Annotated in this window: 24 protein-coding genes; 18 read left to right on the top strand and 6 right to left on the bottom strand. The window is 55.3% G+C overall.

All coding sequences use genetic code 11. From position 1 onward, the window contains the following. Positions 1-44 precede the first annotated feature (44 nt). Both KNP74_RS03690 and KNP74_RS03685 read right to left on the bottom strand, forming a co-directional pair. Positions 45-1,238: an ABC transporter permease gene (locus tag KNP74_RS03690; protein WP_214763411.1), complete on the bottom strand. Its 1,194-nt coding sequence runs from the start codon at positions 1,236-1,238 to the stop codon at positions 45-47. Beyond that, positions 1,228-2,118 carry an ABC transporter ATP-binding protein gene (locus KNP74_RS03685; protein ID WP_214763410.1) on the bottom strand — a complete coding sequence of 297 codons (891 nt, stop codon included), beginning with the start codon at positions 2,116-2,118 and terminating at the stop codon, positions 1,228-1,230. Before KNP74_RS03685 ends, KNP74_RS03690 begins: the two co-directional genes overlap by 11 nt. Positions 2,119-2,234: 116 nt before the next feature. Between KNP74_RS03685 and KNP74_RS03680 the strand changes: the two genes are divergently transcribed. Both KNP74_RS03680 and KNP74_RS03675 read left to right on the top strand, forming a co-directional pair. Beyond that, on the top strand, positions 2,235-3,179 hold the full coding sequence (locus KNP74_RS03680; protein ID WP_214763409.1) for a VOC family protein: 945 nt from the start codon (positions 2,235-2,237) through the stop codon (positions 3,177-3,179). Next, on the top strand, positions 3,176-3,775 hold the full coding sequence (locus KNP74_RS03675) for an alpha/beta hydrolase (protein ID WP_214763407.1): 600 nt from the start codon (positions 3,176-3,178) through the stop codon (positions 3,773-3,775). The genes KNP74_RS03680 and KNP74_RS03675 overlap by 4 nt, the downstream gene beginning before the upstream one ends. Here the strand turns inward: KNP74_RS03675 and KNP74_RS03670 are convergent. Continuing rightward, positions 3,772-4,260 (bottom strand): hypothetical protein, encoded by a 489-nt coding sequence (locus KNP74_RS03670; protein WP_034778666.1) that lies wholly within the window; start codon positions 4,258-4,260, stop codon positions 3,772-3,774. The two genes, KNP74_RS03675 and KNP74_RS03670, sit on opposite strands and share 4 nt — an antisense overlap. Before the next feature lie 279 nt (positions 4,261-4,539). Here KNP74_RS03670 and KNP74_RS03665 point away from each other — a divergent pair, with 279 nt between their 5' ends. The 5 genes from KNP74_RS03665 (at position 4,540) to KNP74_RS03645 (ending at position 8,680) form a co-directional block, all read left to right on the top strand. Continuing rightward, positions 4,540-5,595 carry an acyltransferase family protein gene (locus KNP74_RS03665; RefSeq protein ID WP_138859025.1) on the top strand — a complete coding sequence of 352 codons (1,056 nt, stop codon included), beginning with the start codon at positions 4,540-4,542 and terminating at the stop codon, positions 5,593-5,595. A gap of 91 nt (positions 5,596-5,686) precedes the next feature. After that, positions 5,687-6,004, top strand: a complete 318-nt coding sequence (locus KNP74_RS03660; RefSeq protein ID WP_251127521.1) for an Asp23/Gls24 family envelope stress response protein — start codon at positions 5,687-5,689, stop codon at positions 6,002-6,004. A 200-nt stretch (positions 6,005-6,204) separates the two neighbouring features. Then, positions 6,205-6,870, top strand: a complete 666-nt coding sequence (pgmB, locus tag KNP74_RS03655; protein WP_138859026.1) for a beta-phosphoglucomutase — start codon at positions 6,205-6,207, stop codon at positions 6,868-6,870. Positions 6,871-7,087: 217 nt separating this feature from the next. Next, a complete protein-coding gene (locus tag KNP74_RS03650; protein WP_034778654.1) occupies positions 7,088-7,501 on the top strand; it encodes a Rok-like winged helix domain-containing protein in 414 nt (137 codons plus the stop codon). Between the two features lie 126 nt (positions 7,502-7,627). After that, positions 7,628-8,680 carry a glycosyltransferase family 4 protein gene (locus tag KNP74_RS03645; protein WP_034778651.1) on the top strand — a complete coding sequence of 351 codons (1,053 nt, stop codon included), beginning with the start codon at positions 7,628-7,630 and terminating at the stop codon, positions 8,678-8,680. 52 nt (positions 8,681-8,732) lie between these two features. Here the strand turns inward: KNP74_RS03645 and KNP74_RS03640 are convergent, their stop codons facing one another. Together KNP74_RS03640 and KNP74_RS03635 are read right to left on the bottom strand one after the other, a co-directional pair. Next, positions 8,733-9,755, bottom strand: a complete 1,023-nt coding sequence (locus tag KNP74_RS03640; protein ID WP_214763405.1) for an LCP family protein — start codon at positions 9,753-9,755, stop codon at positions 8,733-8,735. 41 nt (positions 9,756-9,796) lie between these two features. After that, on the bottom strand, positions 9,797-10,438 hold the full coding sequence (locus tag KNP74_RS03635) for a YigZ family protein (protein WP_214763404.1): 642 nt from the start codon (positions 10,436-10,438) through the stop codon (positions 9,797-9,799). Between the two features lie 174 nt (positions 10,439-10,612). On the opposite strand from KNP74_RS03635, the gene KNP74_RS15080 reads away from it, so the two are divergent. The 6 genes from KNP74_RS15080 (at position 10,613) to treC (ending at position 17,528) form a co-directional block, all read left to right on the top strand. Continuing rightward, positions 10,613-11,737, top strand: a complete 1,125-nt coding sequence (locus tag KNP74_RS15080; RefSeq protein ID WP_200881489.1) for a sensor histidine kinase — start codon at positions 10,613-10,615, stop codon at positions 11,735-11,737. Positions 11,738-11,762: 25 nt separating this feature from the next. After that, positions 11,763-12,455, top strand: coding sequence for a response regulator transcription factor (locus KNP74_RS03625; protein ID WP_214763402.1), 693 nt, complete (start codon positions 11,763-11,765; stop codon positions 12,453-12,455). A gap of 94 nt (positions 12,456-12,549) precedes the next feature. Next, positions 12,550-13,398, top strand: a complete 849-nt coding sequence (locus KNP74_RS03620) for a DegV family protein (RefSeq protein ID WP_034778644.1) — start codon at positions 12,550-12,552, stop codon at positions 13,396-13,398. A gap of 91 nt (positions 13,399-13,489) precedes the next feature. Then, complete coding sequence (gene treR / locus KNP74_RS03615) at positions 13,490-14,155, top strand: trehalose operon repressor (protein WP_052090231.1); 666 nt, start codon at positions 13,490-13,492, stop codon at positions 14,153-14,155. Between the two features lie 203 nt (positions 14,156-14,358). Beyond that, entirely contained in the window at positions 14,359-15,807 is a 1,449-nt protein-coding gene (treP, locus tag KNP74_RS03610) for a PTS system trehalose-specific EIIBC component (RefSeq protein ID WP_214763400.1), read from the top strand. Between the two features lie 83 nt (positions 15,808-15,890). Then, positions 15,891-17,528 carry an alpha,alpha-phosphotrehalase gene (treC, locus tag KNP74_RS03605; RefSeq protein WP_214763399.1) on the top strand — a complete coding sequence of 546 codons (1,638 nt, stop codon included), beginning with the start codon at positions 15,891-15,893 and terminating at the stop codon, positions 17,526-17,528. Between the two features lie 52 nt (positions 17,529-17,580). On the opposite strand, the gene KNP74_RS03600 is transcribed toward treC, so the two are convergent. Next, entirely contained in the window at positions 17,581-17,934 is a 354-nt protein-coding gene (locus KNP74_RS03600; protein ID WP_214711615.1) for a hypothetical protein, read from the bottom strand. A 182-nt stretch (positions 17,935-18,116) separates the two neighbouring features. Between KNP74_RS03600 and KNP74_RS03595 the strand changes: the two genes are divergently transcribed. The 5 genes from KNP74_RS03595 to KNP74_RS03575 all read left to right on the top strand — a co-directional run bounded on the left by KNP74_RS03595 (position 18,117) and on the right by KNP74_RS03575 (position 21,087). Beyond that, complete coding sequence (locus tag KNP74_RS03595; RefSeq protein ID WP_214763396.1) at positions 18,117-19,274, top strand: helicase-related protein; 1,158 nt, start codon at positions 18,117-18,119, stop codon at positions 19,272-19,274. Further along, the gene (locus KNP74_RS03590) at positions 19,271-19,939 is read left to right on the top strand and encodes a ComFC family protein (protein WP_214763395.1); all 669 of its coding nucleotides are present in this window, start codon (positions 19,271-19,273) and stop codon (positions 19,937-19,939) included. The genes KNP74_RS03595 and KNP74_RS03590 overlap by 4 nt, the downstream gene beginning before the upstream one ends. Before the next feature lie 58 nt (positions 19,940-19,997). Beyond that, positions 19,998-20,342 (top strand): flagellar protein, encoded by a 345-nt coding sequence (locus KNP74_RS03585; RefSeq protein WP_052090149.1) that lies wholly within the window; start codon positions 19,998-20,000, stop codon positions 20,340-20,342. Positions 20,343-20,366: 24 nt separating this feature from the next. Then, complete coding sequence (locus tag KNP74_RS03580) at positions 20,367-20,618, top strand: flagellar biosynthesis anti-sigma factor FlgM (protein WP_214753909.1); 252 nt, start codon at positions 20,367-20,369, stop codon at positions 20,616-20,618. Between the two features lie 112 nt (positions 20,619-20,730). Then, complete coding sequence (locus KNP74_RS03575) at positions 20,731-21,087, top strand: flagellar export chaperone FlgN (protein WP_214763394.1); 357 nt, start codon at positions 20,731-20,733, stop codon at positions 21,085-21,087. Positions 21,088-21,095: the final 8 nt, after the last annotated feature.

The raw sequence follows: 21,095 nt of genomic DNA, 5'->3' as shown, positions 1-21,095 counted from the left end.
TTGCACATTCTTTAGAGTATACGAAAACGAAAATGCTGTAAACGTTATTGTCGATTCTGTAATATTTGTCGCCATTGTTTAATCGCGTTGTTGCCGTAGAATAGGACTCCGCCGCGATAAAATTTCGAGCCGACCCACAAAATCACACCGATCGTGGCAATCATGATGCCAATCGACAACGCTACTTCCCATACCGGCACATCGACGAGCATGACACGAAGGAACATGAGCATCGGCGTGAAGAACGGTACGTACGACAAAATCGTGACGATCGGTGCTTCCGGGTTGTTCAAGCCGAACATGGCGGCGAGGAACCCGGCGACAAGCAGCATGATGACCGGCATCGTCATCTGTTGCGATTCTTCGACCCGGCTGACGAGTGAGCCGAGCACGGCGAACATGGCCGCATAGAGCAGGTAGCCGAGCGTGAAGAACGTCAACAGATAGACGACGGCCCGGACGTTGCCGGCGTTATCGATGACCGACTGGGCCATCTCGTTGCTGCGGGCGCTGAAGTACCCGAAGCCGAGGAAAATCGCGATTTGAAGCAACGCGAGCGTCCCGATGGCCGAGATTTTGGCGAGCATGTGCGTCACCGGATGCGTCGTCGAGATAATTAGCTCCATGACGCGTGACGACTTCTCGGTCGTGACCTCGGTCGAAATCATCGAGCCGTACGTGATGATTGAGACGTAGAGCAACATGAGCATGACGTAGACGAAGGCGAACGACGAGAACAGCTCGTCCGAGTTCTCACCGCCGCGGCCGAGGTACGATTCTTCGACCGTGACAGGCTCATTCAATGCCGCGAGGACGGCCGGATCGATGTTCGACGTCTCGATCAGTTCGGCGTTCCGGATTTCGCGGAGTGCCGTCTGTAACACCGTCGTGAAGTCTGGTTCTGGACGTTCCGATAGAACGCGGGCCGAATCGCCCTCGATGAAGGCGACGATCTCATAGTCGCCGTTATCGAGCCCAGCGCGCGCTTCGGACTCGGAGATCGCGGACGATTCGATGTCCTCATAACCGAGCGACTGCATGAGCGTCGTCAGTTCGCTGTTTTCAGTGACGAGGATGGCTTGGGCCTGGTCGGTATCCTCGAAGTTCGCGAGCAGACGGTCGATATTCGTGAAGCCGAGGATGAACAGGATCGTCAACAACGTCGAGATGAGGAACGCCTTTGAGCGTAGCTTCGAGCGTAACGTGAACGAGTAAAGTGGTCCGAAGTTATGAAACATGTTGACCGACCTCCTTGATGAAGATGTCGTTTAATGAGACGGGTTGGCGCATGAACGTCTTGATGGCGGCCCCGTTCGCCACGAGGGCCCCGAGCACCGCATCGCTGTCGTCGAATGAGTCGAGTCGGACGAAATGGCCGTCTTTATGCGGCTCGATCGCCCGGACGACCGGGAGGGCTTGGAGCACGTCAGGTCGGTCCGTTTCGATAAAGAGCACCGGTTCAGCGTAACGTTCCTTGATCGTCGGAACGTCGCCGCTGACGACCGCGCGGCCGCCTTTCAAGATGCCGATATGTTGGCATAGCTCCTCGACGTGTTCCATCCGGTGACTCGAGAAGACGATCGTCGTCCCGGCGTCACGGAGGGCGAGCACTTCACGTTTTAAAATCTCGACGTTGACCGGGTCGAGCCCGCTGAACGGTTCATCGAGGATGAGCAGCTCCGGGTTGTGGAGCAGGGCGGCCACGAGTTGAATCTTCTGCTGGTTCCCTTTGGACAGTTGTTCGACGCGCATCTTCTCATACTGCGGGATTTCGAGTCGTTCGAGCCATGACTTGACCGCCCGTTTCGCCTCGGCTTGGCGCATTCCTTTCAAGCTTGCTAAAAAGACGAGCTGGTCCCGGACGGGTGACTTCGGATAGAGGCCCCGTTCTTCCGGCAGATAGCCGACGATGCGGCGGTCGACTTTTCGGCCGTCCCAGAGGATCGTCCCGTCACTCGGTTTTAGAATGTCGAGAATCATGCGGAACGTCGTCGTCTTGCCAGCCCCGTTCGCCCCGAGCAGGCCAAACATCTCGCCTTTCGGGACGTGGAAGCTCAAGTCGTCGACAGCGGTGAAGTCACCGAACTGTTTTGACACACGATCGATTTGTAACGTCATATATGTACCTCCTTATAGGTGTCTACTATTAGCGTACGCCATATTGAGCAAAAAGTTTCACATTTCTTCGAAAATGATTTATCTTGAAATCAAGATAATAAAAAGGAGGACATGAGATGACGAAGCAATCAGCGGGTATCCATCACATCTCGGCGATGGTGAAAGACCCACAACGCACATTAGACTTTTACGGGAATGTCCTCGGACTCCGGTTCGTCAAACAGACGGTCAACTTCGATGACCCGGGCACGTACCATTTCTACTTTGGGGACGAGCAAGGGTCACCGGGGACGGTCATCACGTTCTTCCCGATTCCAGGGATCGGTAAAGGCAGCGTCGGAAGCGGACAAGTCGGGGTCACGGCTTATCTCGTCCCGGAAGACAGTCTCTTGTTTTGGGAGAAACGATTGAACGACCATGGCGTCGGCACGGTCGCGACCGAACGGTTCATCGAGCCGTCGCTCTTGTTTGAAGACCCGGACGGACTCGTCGTCGAGCTCGTCGCCCGGGCGAGTTCGAAACAGACGAGTTGGGTCGTGCCGGGCGTGACATCAGCTGAAGCAATCACCGGTTTTGCCGGAGCGACGCTGTTGTCGAAAGACCCTGAGGCGACGGTCCGCTTGTTGACGGGACTGTTTGGCTTTGAGACGGTAGGGGAAGATTCAGAATGGATTCGCCTACAAGCCTCTGCCGACTACGGCAACGTCATCGACGTGAAAAAGACCATCCTGCCGAACGGGGTGCCCGGTTCGGGGACGGTCCATCATATCGCGTGGCGTATTGGCGACGGGGAAGACTACACGACGTGGCAAGACGCCATCTTCGAGCTCGGGCTCCGTCCGACCGAAGTGAAAGAGCGCCACTACTTCCGCTCGGTCTACTTCCATGACGCTGGCCGAATTCTTCATGAACTGGCGACCGATGCGCCCGGCTTTTTGATTGATGAGAGTTTGGAGGGCCTCGGCTCGACGCTCAAGCTCCCGGCCTGGTTCGAACAAGACCGTGACGCGATCACCCGTACGTTACCGACGATTACAATCCCGAGAGGAGATATGACATGATACATCAATTCATTCAAGGCACGACCGAGACGACACTCGTTTTATTGCACGGCACAGGGGGGACGGAGCAGGACTTGATTCCGCTCGCACGAAGACTCGCTCCCGAGGCGAACATTTTGACGCTCCGCGGGGACGTGCTCGAGAACGGCATGTCTCGCTTCTTCCGCCGTCACGCGGAAGGGGTCCTTGACCTCGAGGACTTGAAGCAGCAGACGGAACGGTTCTTGACGTTCTTGGATGATGCGGCGGCGGAATATGGCATCGACCGCGACCAGATGATCCCGCTCGGCTATTCGAACGGGGCCAACTTGATCGGATCGGCGCTTTACCGGAAGAATGCGTTCCACGCATCCCTTTTGTTCCACCCGATGGTGCCCGACCGTTCACTCACGTTGCCAGACCTTACGGGGGCGAACGTGTTCATCTCGGCCGGGGAGCGTGACCCGATTTGCCCGAAAACAGAAACAGAAGAGCTCACATCGACGCTCCGAAGTGCCGGAGCGGACGTTGAACTCTTCTATCACGAAGGCGGGCACGAGCTGCGTATGGAAGAAGTCGAGGCAGCACAGACCTGGCTGGCGCCGTATCTCGGTTAAGCCATCTTCTTCGGTTTCGATGGTCTCGAGTAGACGACAAGCACACCACGATCAATCAAATAGGCGGCGAACAGACGCTTCGCCTCTTCAGAACGGACAGTTCGGTCGATTTGGATATACAATCGGCCGAGCTTTTTTTGTGACGTGCGGGTCAATAACCAGATGGAGTCGAGCGTGTACTGCCAGCTACGGAGCGTGTCGGCCCCGATGTACATGTATCGGTTCGATGTGCGTTCGAGCAGGTAGTTGAGCCACCAGACGTCACGCGCGAGTTTCATGGCGACGCCGATGAAGAACGAAAGGAACACAAAGGACAGCACGGACAGAATCGGATGGATGGCAGTGAATCGTTCCCGGATCGGTTCGAAGGCGACGATGAGCAGTCCGACGGAAAAGGCGCCGGTGAACCACCAAAATCCGAAGTTAGAGAATGAACGTTTCGGGTCATGTACCATGTGGTGACGGTTACGAATGACGGAAGCCATTCTCCACACCTCCTTTTATTAGAATATTCTGATTATTTGGTAAGACTACTATACTATACTGTACCCACTCTCGTCTATTTGAATACGCTTGAAACATGCTGTCGGATGAAGATTTCTTGACGTTTCGGCTTGCGAAGGGCAAATCCGGGGAATGATGACAGTGACGTCATCATTTTTTTGTGGAAACGTAATTTCACCCGTTCAAAAAATCGGCTATGATGAATGAGGCAAAAAAAGAGAGTACAATCAGAAAACTAACAGAGAACTAGAGGGAAAGACATGCGAAATCATTGGTACGATAATATTAAAGGCGTGCTCGTCTTGCTCGTCGTGTTCGGTCACTTGTTGACGGACGTGCGCGGTGCTTACGACGACATCTTGCCGAAATGGGTCTATTTATTCTTATACACGTTCCATATGCCGTTATTCATTATGCTGAGCGGTTACTTCTTCCGGGAGAACCGCTATTTGCGCGTCATCCAGCTGTTCGTCGTCTACGTCATCTGGCAAGTAATCCTCGGCTCATGGTTTGCCTTCACCGAGGGCATCCCGCTCTTGTCGCTCGAGAACCCGGGACTGATTCTATTGAAGCCGTATTGGGCGCTCTGGTACTTGATGGCGATCATCATCTGGTACGTCATCACCCCGTATGTGACCCAGTTGAAAGGATACGTGCTGTACGCGCTCCTATTCGCGCTCTTGTTCGGCTTCCAAGCTGAATCGACCGGCTTCTTCGCCCTGCGGAAAGTCATCATGTTCTATCCGTTCTTCTTGATCGGGAACTGGATGAGCGCGCGGAACACGATGAACTTCTTCGAACTGCCGAAGCGGGCCGAGCAACGGAACCGGTATCGGATCGGCGGATTTGCCGTCTTCACGGCGCTCACGCTCGGGCTGCTCGCCTCGATGAGTCTTCAGAACGAGAGCGCGTTCTATCATATCGGTAACTTGTTCAAGTTCCGGTTCGCCTATGAGACGGCGGTGCCGGAGGCGATCTGGAGCGGACCGTTCGCCTTCTTGATTGTCTATACGGTATCGATCCTCATGGCGATCAGTTTCGCACTCATCATCCCGGGGCGCGAGCTACCGGTCATCACTCGGGCCGGAAAGTACAGTCTCTACATTTATTTGGTGCACGTCTTCCTCGTCGTCGCCTGGAAGGCGTTCGTGCCGGCTGGGTTCATGCCGACGTCATGGCTCCAATTGCTCGTCTTGTTCGGTGTCGCCTTCTTGATTGTCCTATTGATCATCAGCCCGCCGGTCGTCAAGCTATTGAAGCCGCTCGTCGAGATCGACGTCCGCCGTGCCCAAGATGTGAAAGATGCAAAACCGTAAACCCTTTTCTAAACGGACGTTTTCCGCTACACTTTATAAAGGGAAGCGAAACTAGAGTTAAGGAAGTGACACCATGCCATACGAAAATGGAATGCATAGCACAGAAGGAGACGTCAACGTCTCACGTCACGTCGTCGAAATGATCGCCGCAGTCGCGGTCAAAGAGACGAAACACGTGTCGTTCACGCAAGAAGATACGAAACTGTCGGAGCGTGCGCTCATGAAGCACGTCAAAGTCGACGAATCGTCAGAAGGCGTCACGATCAACTTGTCGCTCTACATCGCTTACGGTCAATCGATCGTCAAGACGGTGACAGCCGTACAAGAACGCATCACGCAAGACATGGATACGATGCTCGCGATGACACCGCTATCGGTCAACGTGAAAGTCGTCGGCATCCAGTTGTAAGCAGTGGGAGAGGCGAATGCTTCTCCTGCTTTTTTATTTTTTTGCGAAAGCGGTTGCATGATGATGGCTTTTTCATTTATAATAGAAATCGAACAAGTGCAACCGTTTGCATCAATGACCAATCGTGCAACGGGTACTTGTCAAGTTCCCTTAATGTAGTCTGACGACAGAAACATTAGAAGGAAAGGCGGAAAGCATGTATGTCGACGATTGAAGCAGTCATTTTTGATTTGGACGGTGTCATCACTGACACCGCGGAGTACCATTACCTCGCTTGGAAACAACTCGGAGAAGAGCTCGATATTCCGTTTGACCGCGAGTTCAATGAGACGTTAAAAGGCGTGAGTCGGACGGACTCGCTCGAGCGCATCCTCGCGCTCGGTGGGAGACAGGACGATTTCACACCGGATGAGAAAGCGGAACTCGCACAGAAGAAGAACGAGCATTACGTTGAACTCATTCAACACATCTCTTCAGACGATTTGTTGCCGGGCATCATTTCATTCCTCGATGAAATCAAAGAGGCTGGTCTCAAAATCGGAATGGCCTCGGCTTCTAAAAACGCATTCGCGGTCGTAGACGCACTTGGTGTCCGTCATTACTTCGATCACATTGTCGATGCAGCAACTGTCGCCGAATCGAAACCACATCCCGAAGTGTTTTTGAAGGCTGCCTCTGCCCTTGGCGTGAAACCCGAACATGCCATCGGTGTTGAAGACGCAGCCGCAGGCGTGACTGCAATCAAAGCGGCAAACATGTTTGCTGTCGCCGTCGGGGAAGAATCGATGCTTGGTCATGCAGACCTCATCGTCGCTTCGACCGACGAACTCTCGCTCGCACGCATCCTCGAACGCGTCGGCGCGTAAAGACTACGACCATCTTCCGTGAGATGACGACTGCCCCGAACAGTCGTCATCTTTTTGTGTTGGGTCAAAAGGCCTAAATAGATAAAAGTGCCTAAAAACAGATGACAAGCACATTACAAAAACGTTACACTTTTAATTGGGAATAAGTAATAACTGGCAATAATTGATGAAATTGGGTAATGGGGAACATCAATTAAGTGTAGAGGAGGACTTGTGCATGGAATCTACGGACGTCAATGAGAATATCTATCGGGAACTGATGGAAATCGAAGAGTCGTATCGTCAGTTGCAGCGTCGGGCGGAATACTTGATTTCAGAGTTGAACCGAAACAAGCGCGAAGAGGAATCACTCCTCGATCCGGCGAAACGACTGCGCCCGCGTCGCGTCAATCAACGTTATCCGCTCGAGGTCTACGTCCATCAGGTAACAGACCTGTTGAAAGAACGGAAAACGATGAGCGTGCGGGACATCCAGATGGAGCTCGAATTGCGCTATCGGCATCATATTAGTAATATTTACCAATTGATGGTGAAAATCGAATCGGTCAATCCTGACATCAAAAAGATTGGCCGCGGCTTGTATACATACGAGGCCACGGATGAAGTGACGACGCATCCGGCCCACGCCTGAACGTGACCCGACGAGACGACCTCGTCGGGATTTTTTCGTTGTAACATTTCTGATACGTCTCGCCTCACGGGAAATATGCTATAATTCGCCAGAGTCTATTTTTTTATGAGAGAGGAACGTTGGCCCATGCTATGGATTGCCATGTTGGTCAGTTTTGTGATGGCCATCTTGATCACGCCGCTCGTTCGCCGGTTTGCTTTTCTGATCGGAGCGGTCGATCACCCGAACGCTCGAAAAGTACATTTACGGACGATGCCACGGATCGGCGGCCTCGCCATCTTCATCGCTTTTTTCATCGGCTACGCCTTGTTGCTGCCGACGAGTCGATATAACGATGCCATCTTGATTGGGGCGGTCGTCATCATCTTGACCGGCTTCATCGATGACCGGTTCCAGTTGACGGCCCGCGTCAAGCTGATGGGGCAGATGATCGCGACGGTCATCGTCTTGAACGCCGGTATGCGCATCGAATTGATTAACCTCCCGTTCGACCAGCAGCTCTATCTCGGTTCATGGAGCATCCCGGTGACGGTGCTCTGGTTGATTGGGATCACGAACGCGATCAACTTGATCGACGGTCTCGACGGTCTCGCCGCAGGCGTCTCGAGCATCGCCCTCGGGACGATTTCCTTGCTCGCCATCATCCAAGGCAACGTCTATTTGACGATGATGGCGTTGTTGCTCCTCGCGAGCACGCTCGGTTTTCTCGTCCATAACTTCTATCCGGCGAAGATCTTCATGGGGGACACGGGGGCGCTCTTCCTCGGCTATATGCTCGCCGTGTTCTCCTTGATCGGGTTCAAGAACGTAACGCTGTTCTCGCTCGTCGTGCCGGTGCTCTTGCTCGGACTGCCGATCTCGGACACGATCTTCGCGATCGTCCGCCGGCTCGTGCAAGGCCGTCCGCCGATGTCGCCTGATAAGTCGCACATGCATCACCAGTTGATCGACATGGGCTTCACGACACGGCAGGCCGTTCTGCTCATGTACGGGATGACATTCTTCTTCGGTATCGCCTCGATTCTGTTCGCCAAGACGACGATGCTCGGGGCGGTCATCACGTTCGTCATCGTGCTCATCGTCATCGAGCTGATCGTCGAATCGACCGAGTTGATCCATCCGAACTATAAGCCGATCATCCAGACATCACGACGCCTGCTCGGCCGGCCGAAGGCCTGATTTGACCATATGAAAACGACCGGGGACACGCGTCCCCGGTCGTTTTTTGGTATCAGTACGTCGTCGTCTCGCTGAAACCGTCTTCCGTTTCATTCAAGCCGTCGCCGGTTCCGTTGTCACTGTCTTCCTCCGTCACCGGCAGGCCGAGCTCGCTCTTCAAGAGCGTGCGTTTCTCGCTCAAATCGGCCGGGTCGAGTTCGTAGTAATACACACCGCCGAGCGTCAAGTCACCGCCTGCGAGCGTCTCTTGGTTGAACGAGCGGAGCGACTTCGTATACGGCTGCAGCTGTGACGCCTCGGACAAGGACATATTCGTTCGGATGTTATCGCCGACCGCATTCATGATCCGGTTGAGCTTCGTGAACGAATTGATCGTCGTCGCCTCGTTGATGATGGCCTCGAGCACCTGCTGTTGACGTTTCGCCCGTCCGACGTCACCCTCGGGGTCGTCCTTGCGCATGCGCGCGTAGGCGAGTGCTTCTTTTCCATCTAACATTTGGACGCCGGGTTCGAGCTCGACGTTACCGGTCGCCCGGCCCGAGATTGGGACGAGCACATCGACCTCGACGCCGCCGACCGCATCGACGAGATCCTCGATGCCGTCAAAGTTGATCGTCGCGTAGTAGTCGATCGGGATGTCGAACAGCTTCTCGACCGTCGCGATCGTCGTGTCGATGCCGCCGTAGGCGTAGGCGTGGTTGATCTTGTCTTTGAACTCGCCGTCCGTCGTCATGATGTCGACGTATGAGTCGCGCGGGATGCTGACGAGCGTCACTTGGCGCGATTCCTTGTTGAACGTCGCCACCATGAGCGAGTCGGTCCGTCCTTCCTCGAGCGAGGCGCCGCCATCGACGCCGGCGAGTAGGATGGAGAAGTGATCTTTCGTCAGGTCGACCGTCTCTTCCCGACGGTCCGACTTGTCACCTCGTGTCAGCTCGCTGTTCGTGTTCTCCGCCGTCTCGTTCGCCTTAAAGACGAAGTAGCCGAAGGCCGACCCGCCAATCAACAGGACGAGGCCGAGCACGAGCAGGACGATCTTCCACACGGGGCGTTTCTTGCGGGAGTCTTGTTCCATGTCGTCTCCTCATTTCATTCGTTTCCTTTAGTATACGTGACCTACCGCACAAAATCACGTTCGATGATGCGTTGGTCCTGGGTCTCGAGTCCCCCTTGTCCGTTCGTCAAATCGACGAGCCATGCCATCGCGGCCTCGGTCTCTTCGACCGGCACCGAGATGTGGAACGTGACGGTGTCCGCGTAGACGATGTCGTCGAGGAGGTACGATGATTGCCGCAGTTCGTTCTCGACCTTGCCAATCCAGCCGTAATCGACCGTGAGCGTCAAGCGTTGCATCGGGATGCGCTCGACGATGCCGATCGCGTCGAGACCTTCGCTCACCGTGCCGCCGTATGCGCGGATCAGTCCGCCGCCACCGAGCTTGATGCCGCCGAAGTAGCGGGTGACGACGACGACCGTGTCTTTCAACTCGCGTTTCCGGAGCACCTCGAGCATCGGCAGCCCGGCCGTCCCGCTCGGCTCGCCGTCATCGTTCGCTTTTTGGAACTCGTTCCGCTCGCCGATGATATAGGCCGAACAGTTGTGAGTGGCGCTCCAATGCGCTTTCTTGATGGCTTGGATGAACGCCTGCGCCTCTGCTTCAGAGGTGACCCGTTTGAAGTGGGCGATAAATTTTGACTTTTGAATGACGACCTCGTATTCTCCGTCTTGTTTTATAGTATAATTTTGTTCAGTAGACATTTCTGAAAATTCTCCTTTCTATTTTTGAATATTTTTTTTAAAATTCAAGTAGGCGTCAACGCCTGGTGCGGCGAATGGGAAGGAGAGCCTCCATTTTTTACTGTAAACGAACGTTCCGCAGTCGATAATAGGAATAGATGAAGACTTACTACCGAATTATTAGGGGATGGCATCGTGAATCATATTACCGATCGTACAGCTTTAGAACATATCATAACAAATATGATTGATACGGTGACGGAAAGTAAAGAGGAGATCGTCCGGATTACCGAGAGTTCGGCCAACGAGTATTCGTTGATTCAAAACGAACTGAAAGAGTTGACGCAAAAGATCGAGTTTTATATCGAGGAGTCGGAACGACTCGACCTGCTCGTGAAAGCGGCGAAGAACAAACTCGTCCAAGTGAGCAAGAAGTTTCATATACATAGCGAGCAAGAGATTCGAGAGGCGTACGAACGCGCCAATCAAATGCAGCTCGAGCGCTTTCTCATCCAAAAAGAAGAGATGGCCGGCCAACAGCGTCGCAACGACCTCGAACGCCGCCTGCTCGTCCTCGAGGACACGATCGAACGGGCCGACAAACTCGTCAGCCGTGTCTCCGTCGTGCTGAACTTCCTTCGGGACGACCTGCAACAAGAGTACTCGGACATGATGAAGAAACAAGAAATGGCGATCAGCGTCTTCGAGGCGGCCGAACGGGAACGGCGCCACCTCGCCCGTGAGATGCACGACGGACCGGCGCAATCGCTTGCTCATATTTTGATTCGAGCCGATTTGATCGAGAAGACGTTCGACAAGCGCGGGAAAGACGAGGCGTTCGCCGAACTGCACGAGCTGAAACGCCTCATCCGCGGCGCACTCGTCGACGTCCGGCGGCTCATCTACGACCTTCGTCCGATGTCACTTGACGACCTCGGCTTCTTGCCGACGCTCGAACGATACCTCCACCAGACCGAGGAATATACAACCATCAAGACACGGCTCAACTACCGGGGGTCTCGGGCCAGATTGCCTGAAAAACTGGAGATCAACGTGTTCCGGCTCGTCCAAGAGGCCGTCCAAAACGCGATCAAACACTCGAAGACGGCGGAGATCATCGTCAACGTCGAGCAAGCGCACGACGCGATACATATTCATGTACGGGACCATGGGGTCGGATTCGTGCCGAGCACGATTGGCGAGGAGTCGTTCGGGATCGTTGGGATGCGGGAACGGATTGAGCTTGTGAACGGAAGCATGACCATTGATTCGGAAGTCGGCAAAGGGACGGTCGTCCGCATGTCGATTCCAATCACGTAAGACAAGAACAAGGGGGAGTATCCAGATGGAACAATTACAAACACGTATCGCAATCGTGGATGACCATGAGCTGTTTCGAGAAGGCTTGAAACGGATCTTTGATTTAGAGGACGAATTCACGGTCGTCGCCGAAGGGCGGACCGGCACCGAGGCGATTCGCATCGCCGCGGACCACAAGCCGGAAATCTTGATTCTCGATATCAACATGCCTGAACTGAACGGGATCGAGGCGACGAAACAGTTGTCGGTGCTGTCACCGGATACGCGTGTCCTCATCCTGTCGATCCACGACGACGAGTCGTACATCACGCACGCGCTCGAAGCGGGCGCATCGGGCTTCCTGCTCAAAGAAGTGGCTTCGACCGAGCTCATCTCGGCCGTCCGTTCGGTCGCGAAAGACGGGGCGTACCTGCACCCGAAAGTGACGACGAACGTCTTGAAGGAATACCGTCGCTTGCTCCAATTCAAAGGCGAACAGGCCGGCCGTAACGTCGAGAACCGCACGGACGATCCGGTCTACCAATTGTTGTCGCGTCGTGAAGTCGAAGTGTTGCACTTGCTCGCCGAGGGCCGCTCGAACCGTGACATCAGCGACATGTTGTTCATCAGCGAGAAGACGGTCAAGAACCACGTCTCGTCGGTGCTTCGCAAGATGGAAGTGAACGACCGGACGCAAGCCGTCGTCGATGCCATCCGCCGCGGATGGGTTGAGATTTGACCTCTACCGATGCAATACATCGTTTTTATGCTACAATATGGAATGGAATCCACATTCAATTGGAAAACGAAACGATGTAAAGTGAGGATATAGCATGGGAAACATAGCCATTTTGACCGACAGTACTGCTTATTTGCCGGCCGAATTTTGTGAGCGGCACGACATCCACGTCGCCCCGCTCAGCGTGATCTTTGACGGGGAGTCATTCCGCGAAGCCGTCGACATCACGACCGAGGCGTTTTATGACCGGATCGAGGCAGGGAACTTGCCGACGACTTCCCAACCGAGCATCGGGGAAACGATCGAATTGATTGAACGTTTGCCGGACGAGGTGACGGATGTGATCGCGATCACCCTCTCGAGCGGAATCAGCGGCACGTACCAGTCGATGATCGCCTTGAACGGTATGGTCGACGTCAACGTCCACGCGTTCGATTCGGAGATCTCATGTATGCCTCAAGCGTTCCTCGTCGAAGAAGCGATTCATCTGCGTGACGCAGGCGCGTCGGCACAGGAGATCATGGCTCACCTTGAAAAGATGCGCGAGTTGATTCGCGCGTACTTTGTCGTCGATGACCTCGATCATCTCCAACGAGGCGGACGACTCAGCGCGGCACAGGCGCTCGTCGGATCGTTCCTTCAAATCAAGCCGGTGTTGCATTTCCAAGACCGGTTGATCGTCCCGTTCGAAAAGATTCGGACGTACAAGAAGGCGGTCCGCCGCATCGAAGAGATGATGGAACAATCGATCGAGGGCGACGGTGCAGGCTACTGTATCGGCATCATCCACGCCAACTGCCCGGACCGTCAGGCCGAGGAGATCGCATCGATGAAACAGAAATTCCCACAGGCCCATGTCACGGGCGGTCATTTCGGACCGGTCATCGGGACACACCTTGGACCTGGTGCAATCGGCATCACGTGGTATCGCCGCGAGTGGTAAATAAAAGACGGCCATCCGGTCGTCTTTTTCGATAGAGAGGAGTGAGCCTGTGGCCAAATATCGTCAAATCTATGAGCGCCTCGCCGAGCGGATGAAGACCGGGGAATATGCGGCTGAGTCGAAGCTGCCATCCGAGACCGAGCTCATGCATGAGTATGAGGCGAGCCGAGGCACGGTCCGGAAAGCGCTCGACCTGCTCCAAGAGCACGGGTACGTCCGGAAGCATCACGGGAAAGGCGTCTTCGTGCTCCGGCGCGACCAAATCGAATTCCAATTCAACGGCATCGTCAGCTTCTCGGAAGTGTACGCTTCCTTGCTCGGCCGCTCGATCCAGACGTCGGTCGCCTCGTTCGAGGACATCGAGGCGCCGACTTGGCTCGCCGACCGGATGAACCTGGAGCCGGGGACGCGGATGTACCGGATCGAACGGGTCCGAAACTTCGACGGGGAGGACGTCATCCTAGACGTGAACTATTTCGTCAAAGACCTCGTTCCTGGGCTGACGGAAGAGATCGCCGCCCGCTCGATCTATGAGTACGTCGAGCATGAGCTCGGGCTCCAGATCAGTTACGCCAAGCGGAAAATCGCGGCCGAGGATGTGACCGAGCTCGACCGGATGCGGCTCGACCTCCACGATTACGAGTACGTCATCGTCATCACGAACGACACGTTCCTCTATGAGGGCAGACAGTTCGAGTATACCGAGTCCCGGCACCGGCTCGACAAGTTTCAGTTCAGTGACGTGGCTCGCCGCTAGCGCTCCTTCTTTCGAAGGGGTCTTTTTTTCGTTTTGAATCGAGGGGAGAGGGAACAAAAATAGTGAACGCCTGTCACGAATTTGTCACGCATAACTTATATAGATAAGTTGTTGACAGAACTCGTCTATATAAATTAAACTTTGTTTGTACTCATAAGTAACCGTTTTCAACAAACGCTTTCAAACAAAGGAGGCCAAGAAATATGAAGGCAGATTATCGTCAAATCGCCGCGGATATCCTTGAAGCCATCGGGGGCAAGGATAACGTCGACAAAGCGGCACACTGTGTCACGCGGCTCCGTCTTTCGTTGAAAGACCAGTCGCTCGTCAATGAAGCAAAAGTGAAAGAAGCTGATCTCGTCAAAGGGGCATTCGAAAACTCGGGTGTCTATCAAGTCGTCATCGGGGCCGGTGACGTCGAACGCGTCTACGCCGAATTCATCAAACTCGCCGGGCTTGAAGCAGCGACGGTCGCCGAGGTCAAATCGTCCGGCGGCAAGAAGATGAACCCGCTCCAGAAACTCGTCAAAGTGTTCTCGGACGTGTTCATGCCGATCATCCCGGCCATCATCGTCGCCGGTCTCTTGATGGGGATTAACAACTTGCTCGCCTCAGAAGGACTGTTCGTCGAAGGCGCGACGCTGATTGAGGAGTATCCGAACCTGCAAGGGTTATGGGACCTCGTCAACATGATGGCGAACACGGCGTTCGTCTTCCTCCCGGCGCTTGTCGGTTGGTCGGCGACGAAACGGTTCGGCGGCAGCGAAGTGCTCGGGATTGTCATGGGTCTCTTGCTCGTCCACCCGGACCTCTTGAACGCATGGGGCTACGGACAAGCGGCGCTTGAAGGCGAAGTTCCGACGTTCAACATCCTCGGCTTGTTCGAAATCGAGAAAGTCGGCTATCAAGGTCAGATTCTTCCGATTTTGGCAGCGGCCTTTATTTTGAGCCATATTGAGATGTTTTTGAAAAAACACGTCCCGAACGCGATTCAATTGCTCGTTGTGCCGATCACGACAATCGTCATCACCGGTTTCCTCGCCCTCTCAATCGTCGGACCGCTCACACGCGGCCTCGGTAACGTGATTGCGACGGGAATTGTCAACGTGTTCGAAGCGGTACCGGTCGTCGGGGCACTCCTGTTCGGTCTGCTTTACGCACCGCTCGTCGTCACGGGAATGCACCACTTGTTCCTCGCCATCGACTTGCAGCTCATCGCGGAGACGAACGGGACGTTCCTCTGGCCGATGCTCGCCTTGTCGAACATCGCCCAAGGTGCAGCCGCACTCGCGATGTTCCTCGTGTTCAAACACGACGCCAAACAAAAGAGCATGGCGTCGACGTCATCGATCTCGGCCTTCTTCGGGATCACCGAGCCGGCCATGTTCGGGGTGAACTTGCCGAACAAGTTCCCATTCTACTCAGCGATGATTGGATCGGCCGTCGCGGCGGTGTTCATCACATTGAACGACGTCCAAGCGTTCGCTGTCGGGGTCGGGGGTCTTCCTGGATTCCTGTCAATCTTCACCGATAAGATTCTCATCTTCATCGTCGGGATGGTCATCGCCCTCGTCATTCCGTTCGTGTTGACGCTCGTCTTGTCGAAGCGTTACATGAAGAAGGGTGAAATCGAACAAAACAAAGTAGCATAAGAAAATCACGGACAAGGGGAGGGACGGAGGTTCTTCCCCTTTTCCTGTACAAATGAAAACTCTTACAAAAGGAGACTACACCTATGACACAACCAAATTGGCGCAAATCTGTCGTCTATCAAATCTATCCGAAAAGCTTCTATAGCCCGGAAGGCAATGCCACCGGCTCCATCAAAGGGGTGACGGCGAAGCTCGATTACTTGGCCGAGCTCGGCATCGAATACATCTGGATGACCCCGGTGTACAAGTCGCCGCAAAACGACAACGGCTATGACGTCAGCGACTACTATGCGATCGACCCATCCTACGGGACGATGGATGACCTCGATGAGCTCGTCCGTGAGGCCGAGGCGCGCGGCATCGGGCTCATGATGGACATCGTCGTCAACCACTCGTCGACCGAGCATGAGTGGTTCCAAAAGTCGCTCGCCGGCGACGAGCGCTACCGCGACTATTACATCTGGCGCGACGAACCGACGAACTGGGAGTCGAAGTTCGGCGGCAACGCCTGGAAGTATGATGAGAAGAGCGGCCAATATTATCTCCACTTGTTCGACGTGACCCAGGCCGACCTCAACTGGGAGAACGAGCAGATGCGCGAGGACGTCTATGAAATGATGCGCTTTTGGCGTGACAAAGGCATCAAAGGGTTCCGCCTCGACGTCATCAACTTGATCTCGAAGCAGCAGGACTTCCCGGAAGACGACTCGGACGGCCGCAAGTTCTATACGGACGGGCCGCGCATCCATGAATATTTGAAAGAGATGAACCGCGAGGTGTTCGACGGCCACGACGTCATCACGGTCGGCGAGATGTCATCGACGACGCTCGACCACTGCGTCCGCTACTCGAGCCCGGACGAGCGCGAGCTCAGCATGACGTTCAGCTTCCATCACTTGAAAGTCGACTATCCGAACGGCGAGAAGTTCGTCGCCGCCCCGTTCGACTTCATCCAACTGAAAGACATCATGTCGACGTGGCAGGAAGGGATGCACGGCAAGGGCTGGAACGCTATCTTCTGGTGCAACCATGACCAGCCGCGCGTCGTCAGCCGGTTCGGCAACGACACCGACCATCGCGTCGAGAGCGCGAAGATGCTCGCGACCGTGCTCCATGGCCTCCAAGGGACACCGTACATCTATCAAGGCGAGGAGATCGGCATGACGAACCCAGGCTTCGACTCGCTCGACGAGTATCGTGACATCGAGACGCTCAACGCCTATAACTTGAAACGCGAACAGGGCGTGTCGCACGAGGACATGATGGCCGCCATCAAACAGAAGTCGCGCGACAACTCGCGGACGCCGATGCAGTGGGACGCGACGCCGCACGCCGGCTTCACGAGCGGGACGCCGTGGATCAATGTGGCGCCGAACTATACGGACGTCAACGTCGAGACGGCGCTCGACGACCCGAACTCGGTGTTCTACCACTACAAGAACTTGATCTCGCTCCGCAAAGAGTTCGACGTGTTGACGGACGGGGACTATACGCTCCTCTCACCGGACGCGCTCGACGTCTGGGCGTACACGCGGAAGACGGAAGACGAGGAAGTGCTCGTCGTCGCCAACTTCTACGGCCCTGAGACGACGTATGAGATCCCGGCAGGTTTCTCGCAGGCCGAGGTCGTCAGCCACAACTATGACGTGCCGCAGATCGACGGGACGACGTTGTCGCTCCGGGCGTATGAGGCGATCATGTTCTACAAACGGAATGCATAACGAGAAAAACTCGCCAGACGAAATCGTCTGGCGAGTTTTTTGATTATAGGTGTTAGTCGAAGGCGTCGCGTCGGTCCAATGACCGTGAGACGTTCGCGACATCCCCGATATTGTCGTCCACGACGTCTCCGGCTCGAGTGACGCGCACCCACAACTCAGCTTCGACATGGGACGGGGACGCGAACAAGACGTAATACTTCGCATCGTACAGGGATAAGTACGTCACGTCGGTCACGACGAGTTCCATCTCGGGATACGTCTTGTCGACATACGTTTCGGCTGCTCGGACGGCTCGTTGTTCGGCCGCCTCACTGCCGTTCAGCACATACCACACCCACCAACCGAGACAGAACACGGCCATCATTCCGAGTACGGTCAAGACGTTATGAAGCGGTCGTTTGTGCATCGGACACCTGCTTTCCAATTATTGGACTACGCTTAGTATAAAAGAGATGTTGCACCGTTCGCCTCGGTCGTAAGTCGCAATTGGCTCAGGTTCCATACGGGAATGGTGCCGCTACATGCTGACAACGCCTCATGTCCGACGGCTTCTCACATGATATCCTCATTCAAAAAGGACTGATTGTATTGGGACAACTCATCATCGCTCCGACCGGCACGCCCGCCATCCGCTTCGGCATCTGTCAACGCTGTCTGAGCGCGGACACCCGCTCGTTCACGTGCCACCACGGTGCGTGCCGCTATTGCCGGAATTGCCTCCATCTCGGCCGTGTCTGTCAGTGCGACCGTCTCGGGGAAGAAGACATCACGACACCGGTCGAACCGACGGAACTCGTCATGCCGTTCGAGCTGTCGACCGACCAGCAACACATCAGCCGGCAGTTGCTCACCTGGTGGGAATCTCGGACGAGCGGGCTCGTCCATGCCGTCTGCGGAGCCGGGAAGACGGAGATGACATTCCCGGTCATCGCGCGCGTCGTCAATGAAGGGAAGCGTGTCCTCATCGTCTCGCCGCGCCGTGACGTCGCCATCGAATGGGTCGACCGGCTCGAGGCCGCCTTCTCCGTCCCGGTCACCCGGCGCTACGGGGGCGGGGACAAGGACACGATTGGGATGGTCACTGTCGCGACGGCGCCGCTGCTCGTGAACTTACGATATGTGTTCGATTACGTCCTCGTCGATGAGTCTGATGCCTTCCCGTTCGCCTTCGATCTGGCACTTTGGTGGACGCTCCGCCGAGCCGGAAAAGGTCTATTTTTGTTCGTGACGGCGACGCCGACCGTCTGGCAGCGCCAGTTCCCGACCGTGCAGCTATCGCGTCGCTATCACGGCCACGACTTGCCGGTGCCGCGACTCGTGCGTGAGACGGGGCAGGCCATCCTCGACTTCTGTCAGCGTCATGAGTCGACGCCGCGCCTGTTGTTCGTCCCGACGAAGCCGGATCTTGCCCGATACAGGGAGCTGCTTGAGACAAACGGCTTCCCCTGCAAAGCCGTCTCGGCCGATACGGACGAGCGGACGGATACACTCGAATGGCTCGAAGCGACGAACGGAATCGTGCTCGCGACGTCGATTTGGGAGCGGGGCATGACCGTGACCGGGGTCAACGTCGCCGTCCTTGACAGCAGCCACGCCTTGTTCTCGTCCCGTGCCCTCGTCCAGATGGCGGGTCGGGCCGGTCGGAAACCGACCGCGCCGACCGGGGACGTCGTCTTCTTCTACCACGAGCGCACGTTCCGGCAAGACCGGGCTATCCGCGAGATTGAAGAGGCGAACCGGCGATGAACTGTCTCGTCTGCCGGAAACCGTTCGCTATTCCGTGGAGCCCGGCGACGCTCTTAAAACGGGACTGGGTCTGTCCGGACTGTGAGGGGATGTTGACGCCGCTCGTCGCGGGCTGCCCGCGCTGCGGCCATCCGACCGAGGACGGGGCGACATGCGACGATTGCGTCCGGTGGCTTGCCCTCGGTCTCGATTTGACCGTGCGCTCGCTCTACCTATATGACGAGGCGGGTGTGAACTGGCTCCACCGCTACAAGTTCGGCGGTGACGTCGTCCTGGCCAATCAGATGCGCCCGGTACTAAGGCAGCTGCGAGAACCAGACGTCGTCTACGTGCCGATCCCGCTCAGCGAGGAGCGGTTACGGACGCGGCGTTTCAATCAGGCCGAGGTGCTCGCCCGATTGATCGGACCGATGGAACGGACGCTCGTGAAAGCCGAGGTTTCAAGTCAGCGCGAACTTGGGAAAGAAGAAAGGCGGCACCGTGCGAACCCGTTCACTGTACAGCGGTTACCGCGCTGTGGCAAAATTGTCCTCGTCGATGACGTCTATACGACCGGGACGACGTTGCATCAAGCGGCGCTCACCTTGCGTCAGGCTGGGGTGGAACAAGTTTCTGCCGTTTGCCTGTTCCGGACGCTAAACAAATCAAAAATGCGTCCGATATAAAGGGCAGAGGTGAATGACTGTGGAAGCAACAACTTGTCAAACATGCGGACGGCTGTTCATGAAACAAAGCCGCTCGCCTTACTGCCCATCCTGCGCGGAAGTCGATTTCCAAAACTTCTTGAAAGTCCGGGACTTCATCCGCGAACCCGCCAACAAACAGACGACGATTGGGGCCCTTGTCGAAGCGACAGGTGTCTCCGAACTTGATATCACGCGATATATCCATGAAGGACGCTTGATCATCAAGGACAACCCGTCCCTGAACATCGCCTGCGTGCGCTGCGGCAATCCGACGAACCAAGGAAAGGTATGCGCGGACTGTCAGACCGACATGCAGCAAGAACTGAAAGGGCTACAAGCCACCGTCACGAAACAAAGCGTTCGCGCTTATCGTTTGGACTAACAACTGAGAAGAGGGGGGACACGTATGCGCATCGATTCTGCAAAGTGGGTACACTTACCGAACACTTACGAGAAGAAAACGCAACCTGAGACGAAGCCCGAGCTGACACGCCAAACGGACCAACTATCGATATCGGCCGAAGCCCGCGCCCGGTTTGAAGAACCGGTGAAACATCCGGAGCGCCTGGAGAAGATTAACGCTTTGAAGGCGGAAATCAACACCGGGACGTATTCACGGGACGCGCGCGAAATCGCCAAACGCTTTCTACAAGGATGAATGAAAGCGAGGTCCGAGGGAGACCTTCGCATAAATATGATGGCACGGAAGCTGACTAAACAAGGGACACCCTTTCTTTAGTCGGCTCTTTTTTTGGAAAAAGGAGAGACTTATGCTCACATTACATACACGTTTACTCGAAATCGCTTATGAAAAAGAACGACTGCTCGTCAACGGCGATATGCCCGCGTTCAGCGCGCTCGTCAAGGAAGAGGCGACGCTCGTCCGACAAATCAAACAAAAAGAGGCGGAACGACTTCAAGGAACGTACATTTTGGACGATGAAGAGAAAGAAGCACTACGACCGATCGTCCTCGAGCTGAAACGGCAGAATGAATTGAACGCCGTCTTGCTCGAACAGTCGCTCCGGTATATCGAATGGCATTTGGATATGCTCCTGCCAGAGGCAGATGATTTCACGTACGGTCAACAGGCGCTCGAGACGCGCTCGTTCAGCCGGGATGTATAAGGAGGAAG

The organism is Exiguobacterium sp. s141, assembly GCF_018618085.1.
In the GTDB taxonomy this organism is placed as follows: domain Bacteria; phylum Bacillota; class Bacilli; order Exiguobacteriales; family Exiguobacteriaceae; genus Exiguobacterium; species Exiguobacterium mexicanum_A.
This window is presented reverse-complemented; position numbering and strand designations above follow the sequence as displayed.

Excerpts from the sequence above, each read along its gene's own strand:
- KNP74_RS03580 (WP_214753909.1), top strand. The coding sequence starts at position 20,367 with ATGCGCATCGATTCTGCAAAGTGGGTACACTTACCGAACACTTACGAG.
- KNP74_RS03590 (WP_214763395.1), top strand. The coding sequence starts at position 19,271 with ATGAACTGTCTCGTCTGCCGGAAACCGTTCGCTATTCCGTGGAGCCCG.
- KNP74_RS03675 (WP_214763407.1), top strand. The coding sequence starts at position 3,176 with ATGATACATCAATTCATTCAAGGCACGACCGAGACGACACTCGTTTTA.
- KNP74_RS03660 (WP_251127521.1), top strand. The coding sequence starts at position 5,687 with ATGCATAGCACAGAAGGAGACGTCAACGTCTCACGTCACGTCGTCGAA.
- KNP74_RS03585 (WP_052090149.1), top strand. The coding sequence starts at position 19,998 with ATGAAACAAAGCCGCTCGCCTTACTGCCCATCCTGCGCGGAAGTCGAT.
- KNP74_RS03640 (WP_214763405.1), bottom strand. The coding sequence starts at position 9,755 with ATGGAACAAGACTCCCGCAAGAAACGCCCCGTGTGGAAGATCGTCCTG.
- KNP74_RS03665 (WP_138859025.1), top strand. The coding sequence starts at position 4,540 with ATGCGAAATCATTGGTACGATAATATTAAAGGCGTGCTCGTCTTGCTC.
- KNP74_RS03690 (WP_214763411.1), bottom strand. The coding sequence starts at position 1,238 with ATGTTTCATAACTTCGGACCACTTTACTCGTTCACGTTACGCTCGAAG.
- KNP74_RS03685 (WP_214763410.1), bottom strand. The coding sequence starts at position 2,118 with ATGACGTTACAAATCGATCGTGTGTCAAAACAGTTCGGTGACTTCACC.
- KNP74_RS03650 (WP_034778654.1), top strand. The coding sequence starts at position 7,088 with ATGGAATCTACGGACGTCAATGAGAATATCTATCGGGAACTGATGGAA.
- pgmB (WP_138859026.1), top strand. The coding sequence starts at position 6,205 with ATGTCGACGATTGAAGCAGTCATTTTTGATTTGGACGGTGTCATCACT.
- KNP74_RS03680 (WP_214763409.1), top strand. The coding sequence starts at position 2,235 with ATGACGAAGCAATCAGCGGGTATCCATCACATCTCGGCGATGGTGAAA.
- treC (WP_214763399.1), top strand. The coding sequence starts at position 15,891 with ATGACACAACCAAATTGGCGCAAATCTGTCGTCTATCAAATCTATCCG.
- treR (WP_052090231.1), top strand. The coding sequence starts at position 13,490 with ATGAAGACCGGGGAATATGCGGCTGAGTCGAAGCTGCCATCCGAGACC.
- KNP74_RS03645 (WP_034778651.1), top strand. The coding sequence starts at position 7,628 with ATGCTATGGATTGCCATGTTGGTCAGTTTTGTGATGGCCATCTTGATC.
- KNP74_RS03575 (WP_214763394.1), top strand. The coding sequence starts at position 20,731 with ATGCTCACATTACATACACGTTTACTCGAAATCGCTTATGAAAAAGAA.
- KNP74_RS03620 (WP_034778644.1), top strand. The coding sequence starts at position 12,550 with ATGGGAAACATAGCCATTTTGACCGACAGTACTGCTTATTTGCCGGCC.
- KNP74_RS03600 (WP_214711615.1), bottom strand. The coding sequence starts at position 17,934 with ATGCACAAACGACCGCTTCATAACGTCTTGACCGTACTCGGAATGATG.
- KNP74_RS03670 (WP_034778666.1), bottom strand. The coding sequence starts at position 4,260 with ATGGCTTCCGTCATTCGTAACCGTCACCACATGGTACATGACCCGAAA.
- KNP74_RS03625 (WP_214763402.1), top strand. The coding sequence starts at position 11,763 with ATGGAACAATTACAAACACGTATCGCAATCGTGGATGACCATGAGCTG.
- treP (WP_214763400.1), top strand. The coding sequence starts at position 14,359 with ATGAAGGCAGATTATCGTCAAATCGCCGCGGATATCCTTGAAGCCATC.
- KNP74_RS03635 (WP_214763404.1), bottom strand. The coding sequence starts at position 10,438 with ATGTCTACTGAACAAAATTATACTATAAAACAAGACGGAGAATACGAG.